The 14,875-nt window shown below is 28.5% G+C and carries 10 protein-coding genes and 4 tRNA genes; 9 read left to right on the forward strand and 5 right to left on the reverse strand.

Features of this window, described 5'->3' with window-relative positions; translation table 11 throughout:
* Positions 1 to 1,573: 1,573 nt before the first annotated feature.
* From kdsB to Q1X91_RS10885, 3 genes are read right to left on the reverse strand one after another with little or no spacing between them, the layout of a single operon-like run.
* Entirely contained in the window at positions 1,574 to 2,347 is a 774-nt protein-coding gene (kdsB, locus tag Q1X91_RS10875; protein ID WP_300757126.1) for a 3-deoxy-manno-octulosonate cytidylyltransferase, read from the reverse strand.
* Positions 2,348 to 2,349: 2 nt separating this feature from the next.
* A complete protein-coding gene (locus tag Q1X91_RS10880; RefSeq protein ID WP_300757128.1) occupies positions 2,350 to 2,835 on the reverse strand; it encodes a PTS sugar transporter subunit IIA in 486 nt (161 codons plus the stop codon).
* 40 nt (positions 2,836 to 2,875) lie between these two features.
* The gene (locus tag Q1X91_RS10885) at positions 2,876 to 3,268 is read right to left on the reverse strand and encodes a hypothetical protein (RefSeq protein ID WP_300757131.1); all 393 of its coding nucleotides are present in this window, start codon (positions 3,266 to 3,268) and stop codon (positions 2,876 to 2,878) included.
* Positions 3,269 to 3,435: 167 nt separating this feature from the next.
* Between Q1X91_RS10885 and Q1X91_RS10890 the strand changes: the two genes are divergently transcribed.
* Positions 3,436 to 5,025, forward strand: a complete 1,590-nt coding sequence (locus Q1X91_RS10890) for an arginine--tRNA ligase (protein ID WP_300757134.1) — start codon at positions 3,436 to 3,438, stop codon at positions 5,023 to 5,025.
* 566 nt (positions 5,026 to 5,591) lie between these two features.
* Here the strand turns inward: Q1X91_RS10890 and Q1X91_RS10895 are convergent.
* On the reverse strand, positions 5,592 to 7,532 hold the full coding sequence (locus Q1X91_RS10895; protein WP_300757137.1) for a fructose-1,6-bisphosphatase: 1,941 nt from the start codon (positions 7,530 to 7,532) through the stop codon (positions 5,592 to 5,594).
* Between the two features lie 147 nt (positions 7,533 to 7,679).
* On the opposite strand from Q1X91_RS10895, the gene Q1X91_RS10900 reads away from it, so the two are divergent.
* From Q1X91_RS10900 to Q1X91_RS10930, 7 genes are all read left to right on the forward strand, one after another.
* Positions 7,680 to 7,753, forward strand: a tRNA-Pro gene (locus Q1X91_RS10900).
* A gap of 2 nt (positions 7,754 to 7,755) precedes the next feature.
* A tRNA-Arg gene (locus Q1X91_RS10905) sits at positions 7,756 to 7,829 on the forward strand.
* A gap of 73 nt (positions 7,830 to 7,902) precedes the next feature.
* A tRNA-His gene (locus tag Q1X91_RS10910) sits at positions 7,903 to 7,978 on the forward strand.
* Positions 7,979 to 8,062: 84 nt separating this feature from the next.
* A complete protein-coding gene (locus Q1X91_RS10915) occupies positions 8,063 to 8,776 on the forward strand; it encodes a hypothetical protein (RefSeq protein ID WP_300757140.1) in 714 nt (237 codons plus the stop codon).
* 398 nt (positions 8,777 to 9,174) lie between these two features.
* A complete protein-coding gene (locus Q1X91_RS10920) occupies positions 9,175 to 9,900 on the forward strand; it encodes a hypothetical protein (protein WP_300757143.1) in 726 nt (241 codons plus the stop codon).
* 45 nt (positions 9,901 to 9,945) lie between these two features.
* A tRNA-Arg gene (locus Q1X91_RS10925) sits at positions 9,946 to 10,019 on the forward strand.
* Positions 10,020 to 10,094: 75 nt separating this feature from the next.
* Positions 10,095 to 11,270, forward strand: a complete 1,176-nt coding sequence (locus Q1X91_RS10930; RefSeq protein ID WP_300757146.1) for a hypothetical protein — start codon at positions 10,095 to 10,097, stop codon at positions 11,268 to 11,270.
* 2 nt (positions 11,271 to 11,272) lie between these two features.
* On the opposite strand, the gene Q1X91_RS10935 is transcribed toward Q1X91_RS10930, so the two are convergent.
* On the reverse strand, positions 11,273 to 12,451 hold the full coding sequence (locus Q1X91_RS10935) for an AAA family ATPase (protein ID WP_300757157.1): 1,179 nt from the start codon (positions 12,449 to 12,451) through the stop codon (positions 11,273 to 11,275).
* A gap of 479 nt (positions 12,452 to 12,930) precedes the next feature.
* Here Q1X91_RS10935 and Q1X91_RS10940 point away from each other — a divergent pair, with 479 nt between their 5' ends.
* Positions 12,931 to 14,538 carry a peptide ABC transporter substrate-binding protein gene (locus Q1X91_RS10940; RefSeq protein ID WP_300757165.1) on the forward strand — a complete coding sequence of 536 codons (1,608 nt, stop codon included), beginning with the start codon at positions 12,931 to 12,933 and terminating at the stop codon, positions 14,536 to 14,538.
* Positions 14,539 to 14,875: the final 337 nt, after the last annotated feature.

Genomic DNA, 14,875 nt, shown 5'->3' on the forward strand with positions numbered 1-14,875 from the left:
TCTGTCAGCTATTCTTCTATCTTTAACTTTTTTATGAAAAGATTTCAAAAATTTTATTTCTTCGTCTGTTAAATTAAAATCCATATTTTGATTATACCACAAATTAAAAGTTTGACAAACTTAAAAATTTTCAGTATATATAAAAATCGGCTCTGCGTGCGTTTAGTAAAGTCTTAAATTTAAATAATGCTTTGGGCGGGTGCACTTTTTAAAGAGTTTGCTTATATATTTAATTAAAGTCTATATAAAAAATAAAGTCTTTAAAATCTAAAAGGGCGGGATTAAAGTGAAATTTAAAAATTTATTCTCACTCCCACCCTTTAAATTTTTTAATTCTATCTGTTATTTATGAATGTTTTTTATTCTTTAGTTTTAACTGTTATTCTGTCTGCCCACCCAAACGTTTTTTAATTTTGTAATATTATTTAACGCATGGTTAATTTTATCCTCATAAATAATAAAAATTGGAATTATCAATTAATCCGTATTTTAAATATTATTTTTACGTGCGTGAAGGAAAGTCCTAAATTTAAATCACGTTTTGGGCGGGTGCACTTTTTAAATAGTTTGCTTATAGATTTAACTAAAGCCAATATAAAAAATAAGGCTTTTAAATATAAAAGGGCGGGGATGTAAATAAAATTTTGAAATCTATTCTAATTCCCACCCTCTGATTTTTTGAATACTATTTGTTATTTATGGCTTATTTTTATATCTTTACTTCAACTGTTATTCTGGCTGCCCACCCAAGCATTTTCTTATTTTATAATACTTATTCAACGCACGGTTAATCGATTCTAATAAATAATAAAAATTAGAATTATTAATCAATCTGTATTATAAAAATCGGCTCTGCGTGCGTGGAGGAAAGTCCTAAATTTAAATAAAGATTTGGGCGGGTGCACTTTTTAAATAGTTTGCTTATAGATTTAACTAAAGCCAATATAAAAAATAAATCTTTAAAATCTAAAATGGAGGGGATTAAAGTAAAATTTAAAAATTTATTCTAACTCCCACCCTCTAAATTTTTAAGTGTTATTATGTTATTTATAGGTAATTTTTATATTTCAGCTTTTACTGTTATTTTAGCACCCACCCAAGCATTTTTCTTATTTTATAATACTTATTCAACGCACGGTTAATTTTATACTCATAAAACATAAAAATTGTAATTATAAATTAAGCTATATTTTAAAATTAGTTCTGCATGCGTTTATGAAAATCTTAAATTTAAATCACGCTCTGGGCGGGTACACTTTTTTAAGTGTTGACATATGAGTTTAATTAAAATCTATAGTAAAAATATAGCTTTAAAATCTAAAAGGGCGGGAATTTAAGTAAAATTTAAAAATTTCTTCTAACTCCCACCCTCTAAATTTATTAATACTATTTGTTATTTATAGCTTATTTTTATATATTTACTTTAACTGTTATACTAGCTGCCCACCCAAGCGGTGTTTAAATTTGTAATACTAATTAACGCACGGTTAATTTTATACTCATAAATAATAAAAATTGGAATTATTAATCAATCTGTATTATAAAAATCGGCTCTGCGTGCGTTTTAAGAAATTTATTTATATATGTTTTCGTTATTTAATTCGCTTGCAGCAAAGTTTCTTAAATAATTCTGAACAAATTCCAAATCTTCCATAGTATCTATACCATGGAGGAATTTTTTAGTCTCTAAAACTTTTATCTTCATTCCATTATAAAGCCATCTTAACTGTTCAAGCTTTTCTATGCTTTCATAATCGCATTCTTTAAGATTCTCTATTTTTAGGAGTATATCTTTTCTAAAAGCATAAATACCAATATGTTTATAATATTTTACATTTATATTTTGATCGAATCTTTTATGCGGTATAGCAGCACGTGAGAAATACATAGCATAATCATTAATGTCTGTAACTACTTTTACGGCATTTTCATCTTTTATTAAAAAACTGTCATCCTCTATTTTTACTTTTAAAGTTGCAATATCAACTGAGCTATCATCAAATACATCTATTATAGGATTGAGAACAGACTCATCTATTAAAGGCTCATCACCCTGAACATTAATTATAATATCAGAGTCAATATTTTTAGCTGCTTCTATGATTCTTGAAGTTCCAGATGTGTGATCTTTAGAAGTCATAACCGCTTTAGCATTATTTTTTTCACATATATCCATTATCTCTTTAGAATCTGCAGCTATAATACAGTCATCTATTTTTTTAGCAGCTTTTACATTATCATATACTGCTATTATTATTGGCTTACCTAATAGTTCGTATGTTAATTTTCTTGGAAATCTTGTTGATTCATATCTGGCAGGTATTATTGCCGTAACTTTATTAGACATAATTATTTAACTCCTAACATATCTTTGGATATATCTTTCATTTTTGTTTTAAACTCTTCTTCCGTTTTAGACTCTAGTAAAACTACAGAATACATACTCATTCTTGAAATCTTTGTAAATAGGGAAAGAAGTCCCAAATATTTATCATTGCTTTTTTTATTAGTTAAAAACATAGTAAGCAGATGAACAGGCTTTTTATCTAATGCATAGTAATTCAAGCCCTTTTTAGAAACAGCAAATATTATATCATTATCTTCTACTTCATTAGTTCTCACATGAGGAAAGGCTACACCATATCCTAAACCGCTGCTTATAATATCTTCTTTTTTATACATAGATTCTATAGTTTGAGCTATATTTATTCTAAGTCCTTTTGATTCTGAATATATTAACATTTCGCTAATAGCTTCATCTTTATCTGAGGCTTTTAAGTCTAAAATGACATAAGAATTATCAATGTATTTTTCTACTTCATTAAAAGAAATCATAATAAGCAACCTTTTACCTTCATTATTAAATATAACAATTTTATATTAAAACATCAAAGTTATTTTTCAAATATTCTTTCATTGTATATTTTTTTTGTATAAGTTCTAGTGTAATATTAAGCGGATATATAGTATTGTGATTTTTAAAACTTATTCCTATAGTTTCATCATCTAAATCAATATTTCTTGATACTTCCCAAGCACCATGAAATTTTATTCTTATCACTTCGCCTATATAGGCACTGATAGAAAATATAAAGTTTCTGTTATTGTCGCTTTCCAAAACTAAATTAAGTTTTTCTTTAAAAAACTTATCCACTTCAGCCAAACTTTCTATAGTATAATCGGCATGATATCCTTCACGCATTAAAAAATTGCTTATCCAATTTGAAGCTCTGGAAAGCTCTTCTTCAGGCAGCATATATCTTGACATAAAATAATCCTTCTAAATACAAATATTATATTTTTTTTATAATATGTCAACCATCTTTGATTTATAAAAAATATACTTGCAGAAGTTTTAATCTCTGATATACTCTATCTTATTAAATTTTATTCTTACTAATTTTTATTATTTTAAAATATTATTGCGGAGAATGTATGCTAAAGAAAATTATCTCAAATATTATAAAAACTGCATTAGAAGATTATTTGAAAGATACCGATGTAAAAGAAATTGATTCCTATATAGAAATAGGTTATGCAGCAGATGACAAATTCGGAGATTATACCTGCCCTGCCGCAATGAGGCTTGCAAAAGTACTTAAAAAAAATCCTTTAGAAATAGCAAATTCAATAGCTGAAAAAATAGATAAAAAATATTTTGATAAAATAGAAGCAGTAAAACCAGGATTTATTAATTTAACATTGTCATATAATTATATAAATGAATGTATAAATGATCTTTTAAATAATGAAAATTATGGAAAAAATACTGCAGAAGATAAGAAAAAAATATTGATAGAATATGTTAGTGCCAATCCTACTGGTCCTCTTCATATAGGACATGGAAGATGGGCAGCTATTGGAAGTGCTTTATCAAACATACTTAAATATGCAGGACATGAAGTTTATCAGGAGTTTTATGTTAATGATGCGGGTGAACAGATAACAAAATTAAATGAAAGTGTTAATGCTGTAAAAGAAGGAATAGAGATTCCAGAAGACGGCTATCATGGAGAATATATAAAAGAAGTAGCAAAATTAGACGGAGTACCTAAAGATATTATATTAGAAAGTCAGAAAAAACTTCTTGAAAGATTCGGCACACATATGGACAATTATGCCTCCGAACTTAAAATACGTGAGGGCGGAGAATTAGAAAAAACTATGGACTTTTTGGATAAAGAGGGACTTTTATTTGAAGAGGATAATGCCGTTTGGTTTAGAAGTACAAAATATGGAGATGATAAAGACAGAGTAGTTAAAAAAAGTAACGGCAGCTATACATACTTTGCCCCAGATATAACATACCATAAAAATAAAATAGATAGAGGGTATCATTATTTGATAGATATATTGGGAGCAGACCATCATGGCTATGTACCTAGAATTACTGCAGCTGTTAGGGCTGTAAGTAAAGATACAGCCTCTTTAAAAGTGATATTAGGTCAGTTAGTGCGTCTTTATAGAGCAAATGAACTTGTGAGAATGAGTAAAAGAACAGGAGACATGATCAGTCTTGAAGATGTTATTGATGAGATAGGTGTTGATCCTACCAGATATTTCCTTCTTATGCGTTCGTATTCTAGTTCTCTTGACTTTGATTTGGAGCTTGCAAAAAAGAGAGATAATGACAATCCAGTTTATTATGTGCAGTATGCTTATGCAAGAGTGTGCAATATATTCTTTAAAATGGAAGAGAAAAATATGTCATATGATGATACAAAACCTTTTGATATATCAAAAATTGCTAATGAAAGCTCTTTAAAACTAGCTAAAATAATATTAAGATTTCCAGATGAGGTGTATGAATCCGCCAAATCATTAGAAGTTTATACTCTTATAAATTATACTTATGAAATAGCAAGTTCTTTGCATAAGTTCTACTATGATAATATAGTGCTTGAAGAGAATGCTGAAATAAGACAGGAGAGATTAACTTTAGTAAAAGCAGTAAAAAAAGTTTTAGGCTTATGTTTTGATATAATAGGCATCTCCAAAGTAGAGCGAATGTGGGCAGATGAGTAAAATAATTTTTTATATTATACTTTATATAAATATGGATCTAAACAGATATAGTTTGCCAAATTTTAGTTATTTATAAATGTAATTATAATTTGTTTGTAACATAATATATTTTTATTAATTAGTAAAATATGTTTTAGATGTATAGTAATTTACTTATTTGGTATAACAATAGGTAATCAGCCGCATGTATCGTTGACATTCTATAAGAATAAACAATACCGTGCGTCCCGAACGAAGATGAGGGAGAGCTCGCTGTTGACAAACTTAGAAATTGTCAGTATATACTAAAACTTTTTAAGTTTGTCAATTTTTTAATTGTTCTTTTTCCCGCCGCAAAAAGAACCAAAAAGTGCAAGTGTAAAAATAATACTAAATAGTACTAATTTATGTTTTACATGTAGAATAAATTGCTAAATTTAGCCTGAAATATAGCCTTTCGCTGGACTTCGTCGGAACGCAGAGCGGGCACGACTGTATGCTTTGCAGGGCTAGTCCGCACAAATACTAAAATTTAAAAATTTATTTTTGACAAACCATATTTGTTTAGGTATATACCAATTATCAAATTACATTTTTTCTTTTACTATACCGCTTCTGTATGCTGATAAAAGCTCATGCAAATCATCAATACGTTTTGAAAGCTCTTTGCCTATATCAGTTTCTCCAACTGTAATACGTCTTATAAAACGCTCTACAATTATAGATCTAGGACTCAATTTAAATCCAGATTCCACAACCTCATTAAAAGGTCTATGTTCTGCTATCATCATCATATTCGAATTTGATATTAAAGTATATCCTCCTATTCCCGTATTTTTATGATATGCCTTTGAAAGTCCTCCGTCTATAACTAAAAGATGTCCGCCTCCTTTTATAGGACTTTCTCCTTTATGAGTTTTTACTGGGACATGCCCATTAACTATATGAGACATCTCAATATCAAGATCAAATTCTCTTAATATATTCTCACAGTATTCTTTTTTATCTATATGATAATAGTATGGGTTGTAGCTTTCTTTATGTGTTTCTTTATCATCTATAAAATACCTTTCAAAAGTAGTCATTTTATTTTTACCGAAAAGAGGCGATTTAGATCCGCACCATAAATACCAGCAATAATCAAGTGCATTTAACTGCTCTTCGCTTCCTACTTCACAGTAAAATGCTTTTCTTACCTTATCCTCCACTTGTTTTAAATATCTTCTTCCAGACAAATACTGCGAATCTATATAAACCTCATCGAAAGAACCGTCTTCTTTTGTAGGTATGCATCCATGATAAAGAAGATTTCCATTAAATATTTTGTATATGCTTCCCTTAGCATACATATAATTGATATGCCTCTGTAAAGTAGGACTGTTTGCAAAAGAAAAAGCAAGGGTTTGTATTAATGTATTTTCACCTTCGCTAAGCTCAAAGGGATTATTTTTATCTATAGTAGGGAAATTTTTATCCTTAAGTTCATAAGTTTTTCCCTCTATTGTAATAGTACCTTTGTCATAATCTATTTTATCAAGAAGTATTCTGTCGTCCATTCCATAATTAGGATGTCTTTTTATAAGCTGACATTCTAGTTTAAATTGTATTATAGATATAGCCTTATGCATTTTTGCTGCCAGCTCTTTATCAACCTCATCATAAATATTTTTGTCTAATGTATTAGGCTTAAATACTTCGCAAGGATCATCTTTATAAACATCATTTGCAAAAGAAGATAAAGATCTTAAATTAATCCCATAGCTGTATTCAAGCAAATCAAAATTATTATATCTTATAGCCAAACGTACAGCATTAGCAACACAGATCAAACTTCCTTTAGCAGCTCCCATCCAATGTATATCATGATTACCCCAAGCGATATCAACTTCATTAAAAGTCATTATACTCTCCATTACCTTATCTGGGTGAGGTCCTCTGTCATAAATATCTCCTACAATATGAAGCCTATCTACACTGCATTGGCGTATAAGCTGACAAAGTGCTAATATAAATTTATCAGCCGCTGAAACTTCTATGATAGAATTTATTATTGAGAAGTAGTAATTTTCTTTGTTTTCTTCAGAATCAGTTTGAAGCAGCTCATCTAATATGTAGGCAAAGTTTGAAGGCATTTTCTTACGTATTTTTGATCTTGTATATTTACTTGTAACGAGTTTGCATATTCTAATAAGTCTATATATAGTAATTCTGCACCAGTCAGCAAATTCTTTTTCAGATGATTTATTATTAACCACATTTTTTGTATCTACAATTAATATTTGAAGCTCCACTCTGTCATGTTCAGTCAAAGTATTTTTAAAAAGAAGCTCTATTTTTTCACGTATAACCCCAGAAGAAGTACCAAGCAAATATTCAAAGCCTTCAGATTCTCCATGAATATCACTTAAAAAATATTCCGTTCCTTTAGGAAGTTTTGAAATAGCTTCTAAATTGATAATTTCAACAGAAGCATCATCTATAGTAGGATACTTTTTTGATAATAATTCTAAATAATCTCTATCTCTCATAAAATATCTCCAAAAATACTTATATACATATAGTAGTATATAAAAAAAGAATTGAAAATCTATAATTAAGATTAAAATAAATTAAAATGTATAAAATATATTGACAAAAAATTATATTGATATATAATAGCTAAACATAAAAGTTTACGGGATGTAGCGCAATTGGTTAGCGTACCTGCTTTGGGAGCAGGGGGTTGTGAGTTCGAGTCTCACCATCCCGAATGCGCTAGTAGCTCAATTGGATAGAGCAACTGCCTTCTAAGCAGTAGGTTACAGGTTCGATTCCTGTCTGGCGCGTATATAAACGTCTTTATCCCTTTTGTCAGCGTTTATAATGATAAAAAATAATAACTCTTTTTAATGTTTAAATGGCGAATGTAGCTCAGTTGGTTAGAGCGCCAGATTGTGGATCTGGATGTCGCGGGTTCAAGTCCCGTCTTTCGCCCTTATCTTTCTCATAATATATATACTTGATATTTTCCTATTATTAATGTACCATATTTGTAATTATTATTTACAAAGGTATTTATATGAAAAAAATAATTCTAATGCTTATTTTAATAACATCATTAAGCAGTATCAACGCATTTGCCGCAAGCGGTTTTGAAGCTATACTAAATGTGCCTTTTGGTGTTTCTGTAGGAATACCTAGAGGAATTTATGAAGATGCCAATATGAAAAGTACAGCTGGTTTTGATTCTGGTATAACTGCCCAGATTGGATATATGATAGGTTTAGGTAAAATAGGTGTTAGTATTTTAGGCGAGCTTGGATACAGCTATGACAGCTATAGATATTACTATACAGTAAATGTGGGCAGCCTAGTAAATTCTAAATATACTTATGGTTTGCACACACATAGTTTTCAAATCGGACTTCTTCCTAAAGTGAATATCGGAGCATTTGCTATAGGTGTGGGCTTTGGAGTAAAAATTCCTATATCAGGATATTCTACTTACAAAGCAGAAGGTTCTGTTGCAGGAATAGAAGGAAGCACTTCCAGTGATAAAGTATCTTTAAATAGAGACGATTTTAAAAATTATGACAGAAATGTTATTCCATATATGAAATTAACTTTTGATTATTCTTTCTTCTTCACTTCTAAAATAGCTCTAAATCTAGGTGCTTATTTAGGATATGATTTCGGGCTTGCTTATAAAGATCCTTCCAATGGGGAATATTATGGTATTGATAGTTTTGATATAGGTTTGCAGTTAGGTTTAAGATTTGCTCCTAAATTGTAAGAAATAATATAAATAAATATAATGATAAGACTGCTGACTATATATAATTAGCAGTCTTTATTTATATAGTTAATTTTATAAAACCTATTTATAGAGTTTTGTAAGTTTACTGTTTTTAATGTTAAATTTTTAATTTTAAATAAAAAATTAATTTAGTACGCCTTTATAGTGCAGCAAATTAGCATAGCATTCCTTATTATAAAAATATCAAATTTAAATTACTAATAAATAAGCACAATTACTTGTTTTACATATAAAACAAATTAGTACTATTTATTACTAATTTCATATTTACATTTACTCAAATAGCATCTAAACGAAAATAATAGTATAACTCTCAGTTGACAAACTTAAAAAATTTCAGTATATTATCAATGTATTAGACTTAAGGTATTTTTATGAAACATGTAAAAAAAATTTTATTAGTTGTATGTGCTTTACTAGCATTTAGTTCATATTCTTTTGCAAAAGGAAGTTTTGAAGCTATAGTGAATGTACCAGTAGGTATGTCTTTTGGCGGAGGTACAGGAGATGATATTTCTGCAAAGATAGGTTTTGATTCAGGGGTAAATGTAAAACTTGGATATATGTTTATCTTTAATAAATGGGCTTTTAGTATACTTGGTGATATAGGATATAGTTATGACAGCTATAAAATTTTTAGTTCATCATCAGTATTAGGTACAGCTATTAATACAACTGACAGCTTATATATACATGGATTTCAGATTGGAGTGCTTCCTAAATTTAATTTTGGAGCTTTTTCTTTGGGTATAGGTATTGGTGCTAAAGTGCCTTTGGCATTAACACATAAATATGAACGAACCGATAGAACTTCCAGCGGCACTGAAACAACTGTATCATATAATGAAAATCTTTACGGAGATGATATAAATAAATTATTAGAAAGCAATGTTATACCTTATTTAAAAGTTACATTTGAATACTCTATCTATTTTAATGATAAAATTGCTTTTAATGTAGGTGCTTATTTAGGATATGATTTCAATGTTAATAAGAAAAACATTGTTTACAGTTCTTATTTCTATGATACATATGAAACAAAAGTTGATACATTTGATATAGGTTTACAATTTGGCTTAAGGTTTGCTCCTAAATTGTAAACTATAGTGCATAATTGCCGATACTTGCATATAAGTACATAATTAGCGTCTGTGGCTTAATTGGATAGAGCAGCGGATTTCGGTTCCGTCGGTTGGGGGTTCGAGTCCTCTCAGACGCGTTTATAAAATATATTTGATTATTTCTTAAATTGTGATAAAATTAATTATTATATGGAGATAAAGGTATTAATGGAATGAAAGAAAAAACTTTAAAAAAATTTAATTTTGCTATTTTAATATTATTTCCTATAATACTTTTAATATTCTCAGTTACTTTTAATGTGTACAGTGTCGGAACCAAAAACCGAATAAATAAAAAATTAGAAAACTTTACCAATTCACTCTCTTTAAGAATGGAAAGCAAATATATGGATATGATGACCCTTTACTTTAAAGATGAGTTAAACAATTATGCCATAGCAAATGAATTTACTAACCTTGTAAAAGAACAGGTAAGATTAGGAGTTACTCCTCATTTTAATTCTCTTAAATTTTCAATAGATTATACAATCAGAACAAATATAAGAAATACTACTTACGGACTTTTATTTATATCTGTACTTATGTTTGTACTTACATTAGTACTTAATTTTACAAATAATAGTTTTGTAAGCAGTGGTAATGTAAATGCAGGTTCGGTAACAGATAATAATAAAACAGCTGATAAGTCTCAGGTAAAACCTATAAATAATGTAATAGATTCCTCTTCAAGCGATAATATTAAAGCTGAAATTGAGGCTATGTATAAAGACCTTGTTAAAGAGATTAAAAGTTCAAGAGATGAACAGGCTTTAGAAATATTGGAGAAAATGTTTCAGTTAGATGACAGAAATTATCTGGCTTTAAATGGGGCTGGTGTACTTCATACCAAAATATACAGCAGAGATAATGAAGAAGAGCATTTCAAAAAAGCTGATAAATATTTTGAATATGCTTTATCTTTATATAATCATAATGAAAATGTATCCAATAATAAAGCTATACTATACTCCATAAAATATGAACTTAAAAAATTAGAAGATGATTATGAAACTGCTTTGATAATATTTAATGATGCCTTGTCTTCAAATCATTTAGATCCGGAACTTCTTAATAATAGAGCTACTTTATACTCTGTAAAATATAAGATAAGCGGAGATGAGAATTTGTTTGAAAGGGCTTTAAATGATTATGATGAGCTTATAAAAATTGATTTCAACAATATTTATGCTTTAAACAACAGAAGTGCTATTTATTTCAATAAATATAAAAACTCAGGAGATAAAAAATATTTTGATAAGTCAATAGAAGACTGCAACACCGCTTTTAAGATTAATTCTTCTGAAGCTCTATATGATAATAGAGGATCACTCTATATATACAAATTCTAATATTATCTCGATATTCCAAGATGATTTTTTCGATACTCTTTCTCTAAATTACCAATATTTAAACTCTCATTAATATTTTTAAGTTTATCAGTTCTGTATATACTTGCCATATTATTTTTTTTATTGATTAAAAAATAGTTAAAAAGTTCAGTATCATCAATGCTCATAAGTGTTATATCATGAGTTGATAGTATAAGCTGCGAAGTTTCTCTCTCTATATCATTAAATGCACCTTTTTTAAATAGTCTGATAGTAAACTCTAATAATTCAGACTGCACTCCGTTAAATTCATCAACTATAGATAATGTACCGTTTATAATAGAACTTAATATATATACCAAATTAATAGCATATACTTTACTTCCTTCAGACTCTATCTCATCAAAATCGCTGCTGTAAGTGTCATGCCTTGAAACTAATCTCTTATTATCAAATACAAAAGAAAACTCACTTGCATTTATACTATCAACTATATTCAAATCATCAATATCAGTCATGTAAAGTAATTTTTTATAAGTATCCCATATATTATACTTACTAAAATATTCAAAAATCTCTACTATGGCATAAGAAGAAAAATCTGCCTCATTTGTAAATGGAAATAAAAAACATAGATTTTTGAATAATGATATATAATAATTAATTTCTTCTCTGTATCTGTCTGCTTTTTCATTTATATTATTTAATTTATTATTAAAAAAACTTAAGAAAGTATTTGTGTCTGGTATACTATCATCATAATCAAATATACCATTTGATATAGTATTTTTTTTCCTTTCAAATATTATATTATTATTTTTTGTAAATCTTTCTAAATCTATTTTTTTATTATTATTATCTAATACCAATTCATAGCTGCATATTTCATAATCATCATAAGAATAAAACTCCAAATAAAAACGGCTATTCTCATTTTTACCATAAATCATATTTGGATCTAAAAGCCTTTTTATACTGTCATCACTTGATACTATATATCCATTGTTGGAATAAAAAATATATTTTAAAGCATTAAGCAGATTACTCTTACCGCAGCCGTTATAACCGTAAAGAAGACATAATTTTGATATATACTCATTATTTATTTTTTTTGTATAAATAGTATCTTTATCAGCAGTTAAATTAAGTTCGGCTTCATCATAGAATGATCTGTAATTTGAAATAGTAAATTTTTTTAGCATAATTATTTATTATTGTTTATTTTGTTCATAATTTAATAACAAAAATAAAAGAATTTTGTAAAGCATTATTAATAATAGACTTGTTTCAAAACTCAATTTGTTAATACTCATAGTTTTTTAATTTAATATTTTTTTTAATTATAGTTGGGGCTTTGCTGCCGCACTCTGCGTGCCGTAGGCAGGTAAAAAGACTGCATATTTATATACCAAAATAATAATTTATACAACTATAAAACATTATGTTTCTAGTCTTAAAATTAAATAATTTTCATAATTAATCTTGTCAAGTAGTTTTCAAACAAGTCTGATATATTATCAAGGCTGTGTACAGAGTTATTTTAATAAATATTTTGTAGGCATTTTTTATAACTCTATTTTTTATAAATATTAAATGTAATAATATTAATTCAAAAAATCATTGACTAATATATTATATAAAATATAATTTCCTATAAATAAAAAAATCATAGGACATTATTATGAAGCGTAAATTATTATTAGTACTCTCTTTTAGCCTAATGATATTTGTATTATCATGCGGCGGAAGTAAAACTGATGAAGGAGCAATATATATAAATGTTGGTCCGGAACCCAAAACTATAGACCCTGCTTTAAACTCTACAGTTGACGGCAGTATTTATATTCAGCATGCTTTTGAAGGGCTAGCTACAAGAGATAAGGATAATAAAATAGTAGGCGGTACTGCTGAAAGCTGGGATATAAGTGAAGACGGTTTAACTTATACATTTCATATAAGAGATAATGCCAAATGGTCAGACGGAAAAAAAGTAACAGCTGAAGATTTTGTTTATGCTTGGCAAAGAGCAGTAGATCCTATAACAGCATGTGAATATGCTTATCAGTTTGAACCTGTATTAAATGCTATGGATATTAATTCCGGTAAAAAAGAAGTTTCTGAATTAGGGGTAAAAGCAATAGATGAAAATACTTTAGAGGTAAAATTAAATGCCCCTACAGCTTATTTTTTAGAGCTTGCTGCTTTTCCTACTTTCTATCCTATTAGAAAAGACATAATAGAAGAAAACGGCGATAACTGGACTTTATCTCCTGAAACTTATATAGGAAACGGTCCTTTTGTGATGACTGAAAGAAGAACTGATGACAGATTAATAATGTCAAAAAATACTAATTATTGGAATGCATCAAACATAATACCTGAAAAATTAGTGTTTATACTTATGCAAAACGGTACTGCTGCAGTTGCTGGTATAAAAGAAGGCTCTATACATTTTGCCAATAATCCTCCGCTTCAAGATATTGAAAACTTAAAAAGCGAAGGCTTAATGCATATCTCACCATACTTAGGTACATATTATTATTGTCTTAATATCACAAATGAGGCATTAAAAGATGAAAGAGTACGTAAAGCATTGACATTAGCGATAGACAGAAACTATTTGACAGAACAGGTAACAAGAGGCGGACAGCTTCCTGCAAGTGCTTGGGTTCCTAGCGGAGTAAGCGATGCTGATAATGCTGATTTTAGAGAAGTAGGAGGCGATTATTATAGTGTAAAAGCTGAAGATTATCAAAAAAATCTTGAAGAGGCTAAAAAACTTATGGAGGAAGCAGGATATACTAACGGAGCAGGTTTCCCAGTAATAGAGTTTAAATCCAATTCTGGAGAACATATACAGATATTTGAAGCTGTACAGCAGATGTGGAAGGAAGGTTTGGGTATAGATTCTACTATATCACAGGAAGAATGGGCTACTTTCCAAGATACAAGACAGCATAAAAACTTTGTTATAGCCCGTCATGGCTGGATTGCTGATTATAATGATCCTATGAGCTTTTTGGGCGTATTCTTAAGTTACAGCGTTCAAAATAACGGAGGATATTCAAATAAGGCTTATGATGATAAATTAAAATTAGCTATGTCAACTATAGATCAAAATATAAGAATGAAAGCTATGCATGAAGCTGAAGATATACTTATGAATGATATGGGATTAATACCGATTTATTTTTATACTGATCCTATTATAATTAGTAAAAAATTATCAGGTGTTGTTTTCGATCCTTTAGGTTCTCATAAATTCTTCTATGCAAAGTTAGATAAATAATTTTTAAGTTTGTTAAAAATTAGTTTTTATGTTTTTAATATTTTCGGGTACTAGCCATGCTAAGTGCATGTATGTACCCGATTCTTTTGCCGTCTGATATGCATACCATAGTCAATCGAAGTCGGGAAAAAGTTGAATAAAAAAATTGACAAACTTAAAAATTTTTAGTATATATTCATCATAAACTTCTATTTACAAATGTAAACGTATAATTTTTAAATTTTATTCTCAATTCCCACCCTTTAATTTTAAGCATTATTATGTTATTTATAAATTATTTTTTATCTTTTAGCTTTTACTGTTATTATAGCACCCACCCAAGCGATTTTTTAATTTA

Source organism: uncultured Brachyspira sp. (assembly GCF_949287625.1).
In the GTDB taxonomy this organism is placed as follows: domain Bacteria; phylum Spirochaetota; class Brachyspiria; order Brachyspirales; family Brachyspiraceae; genus Brachyspira.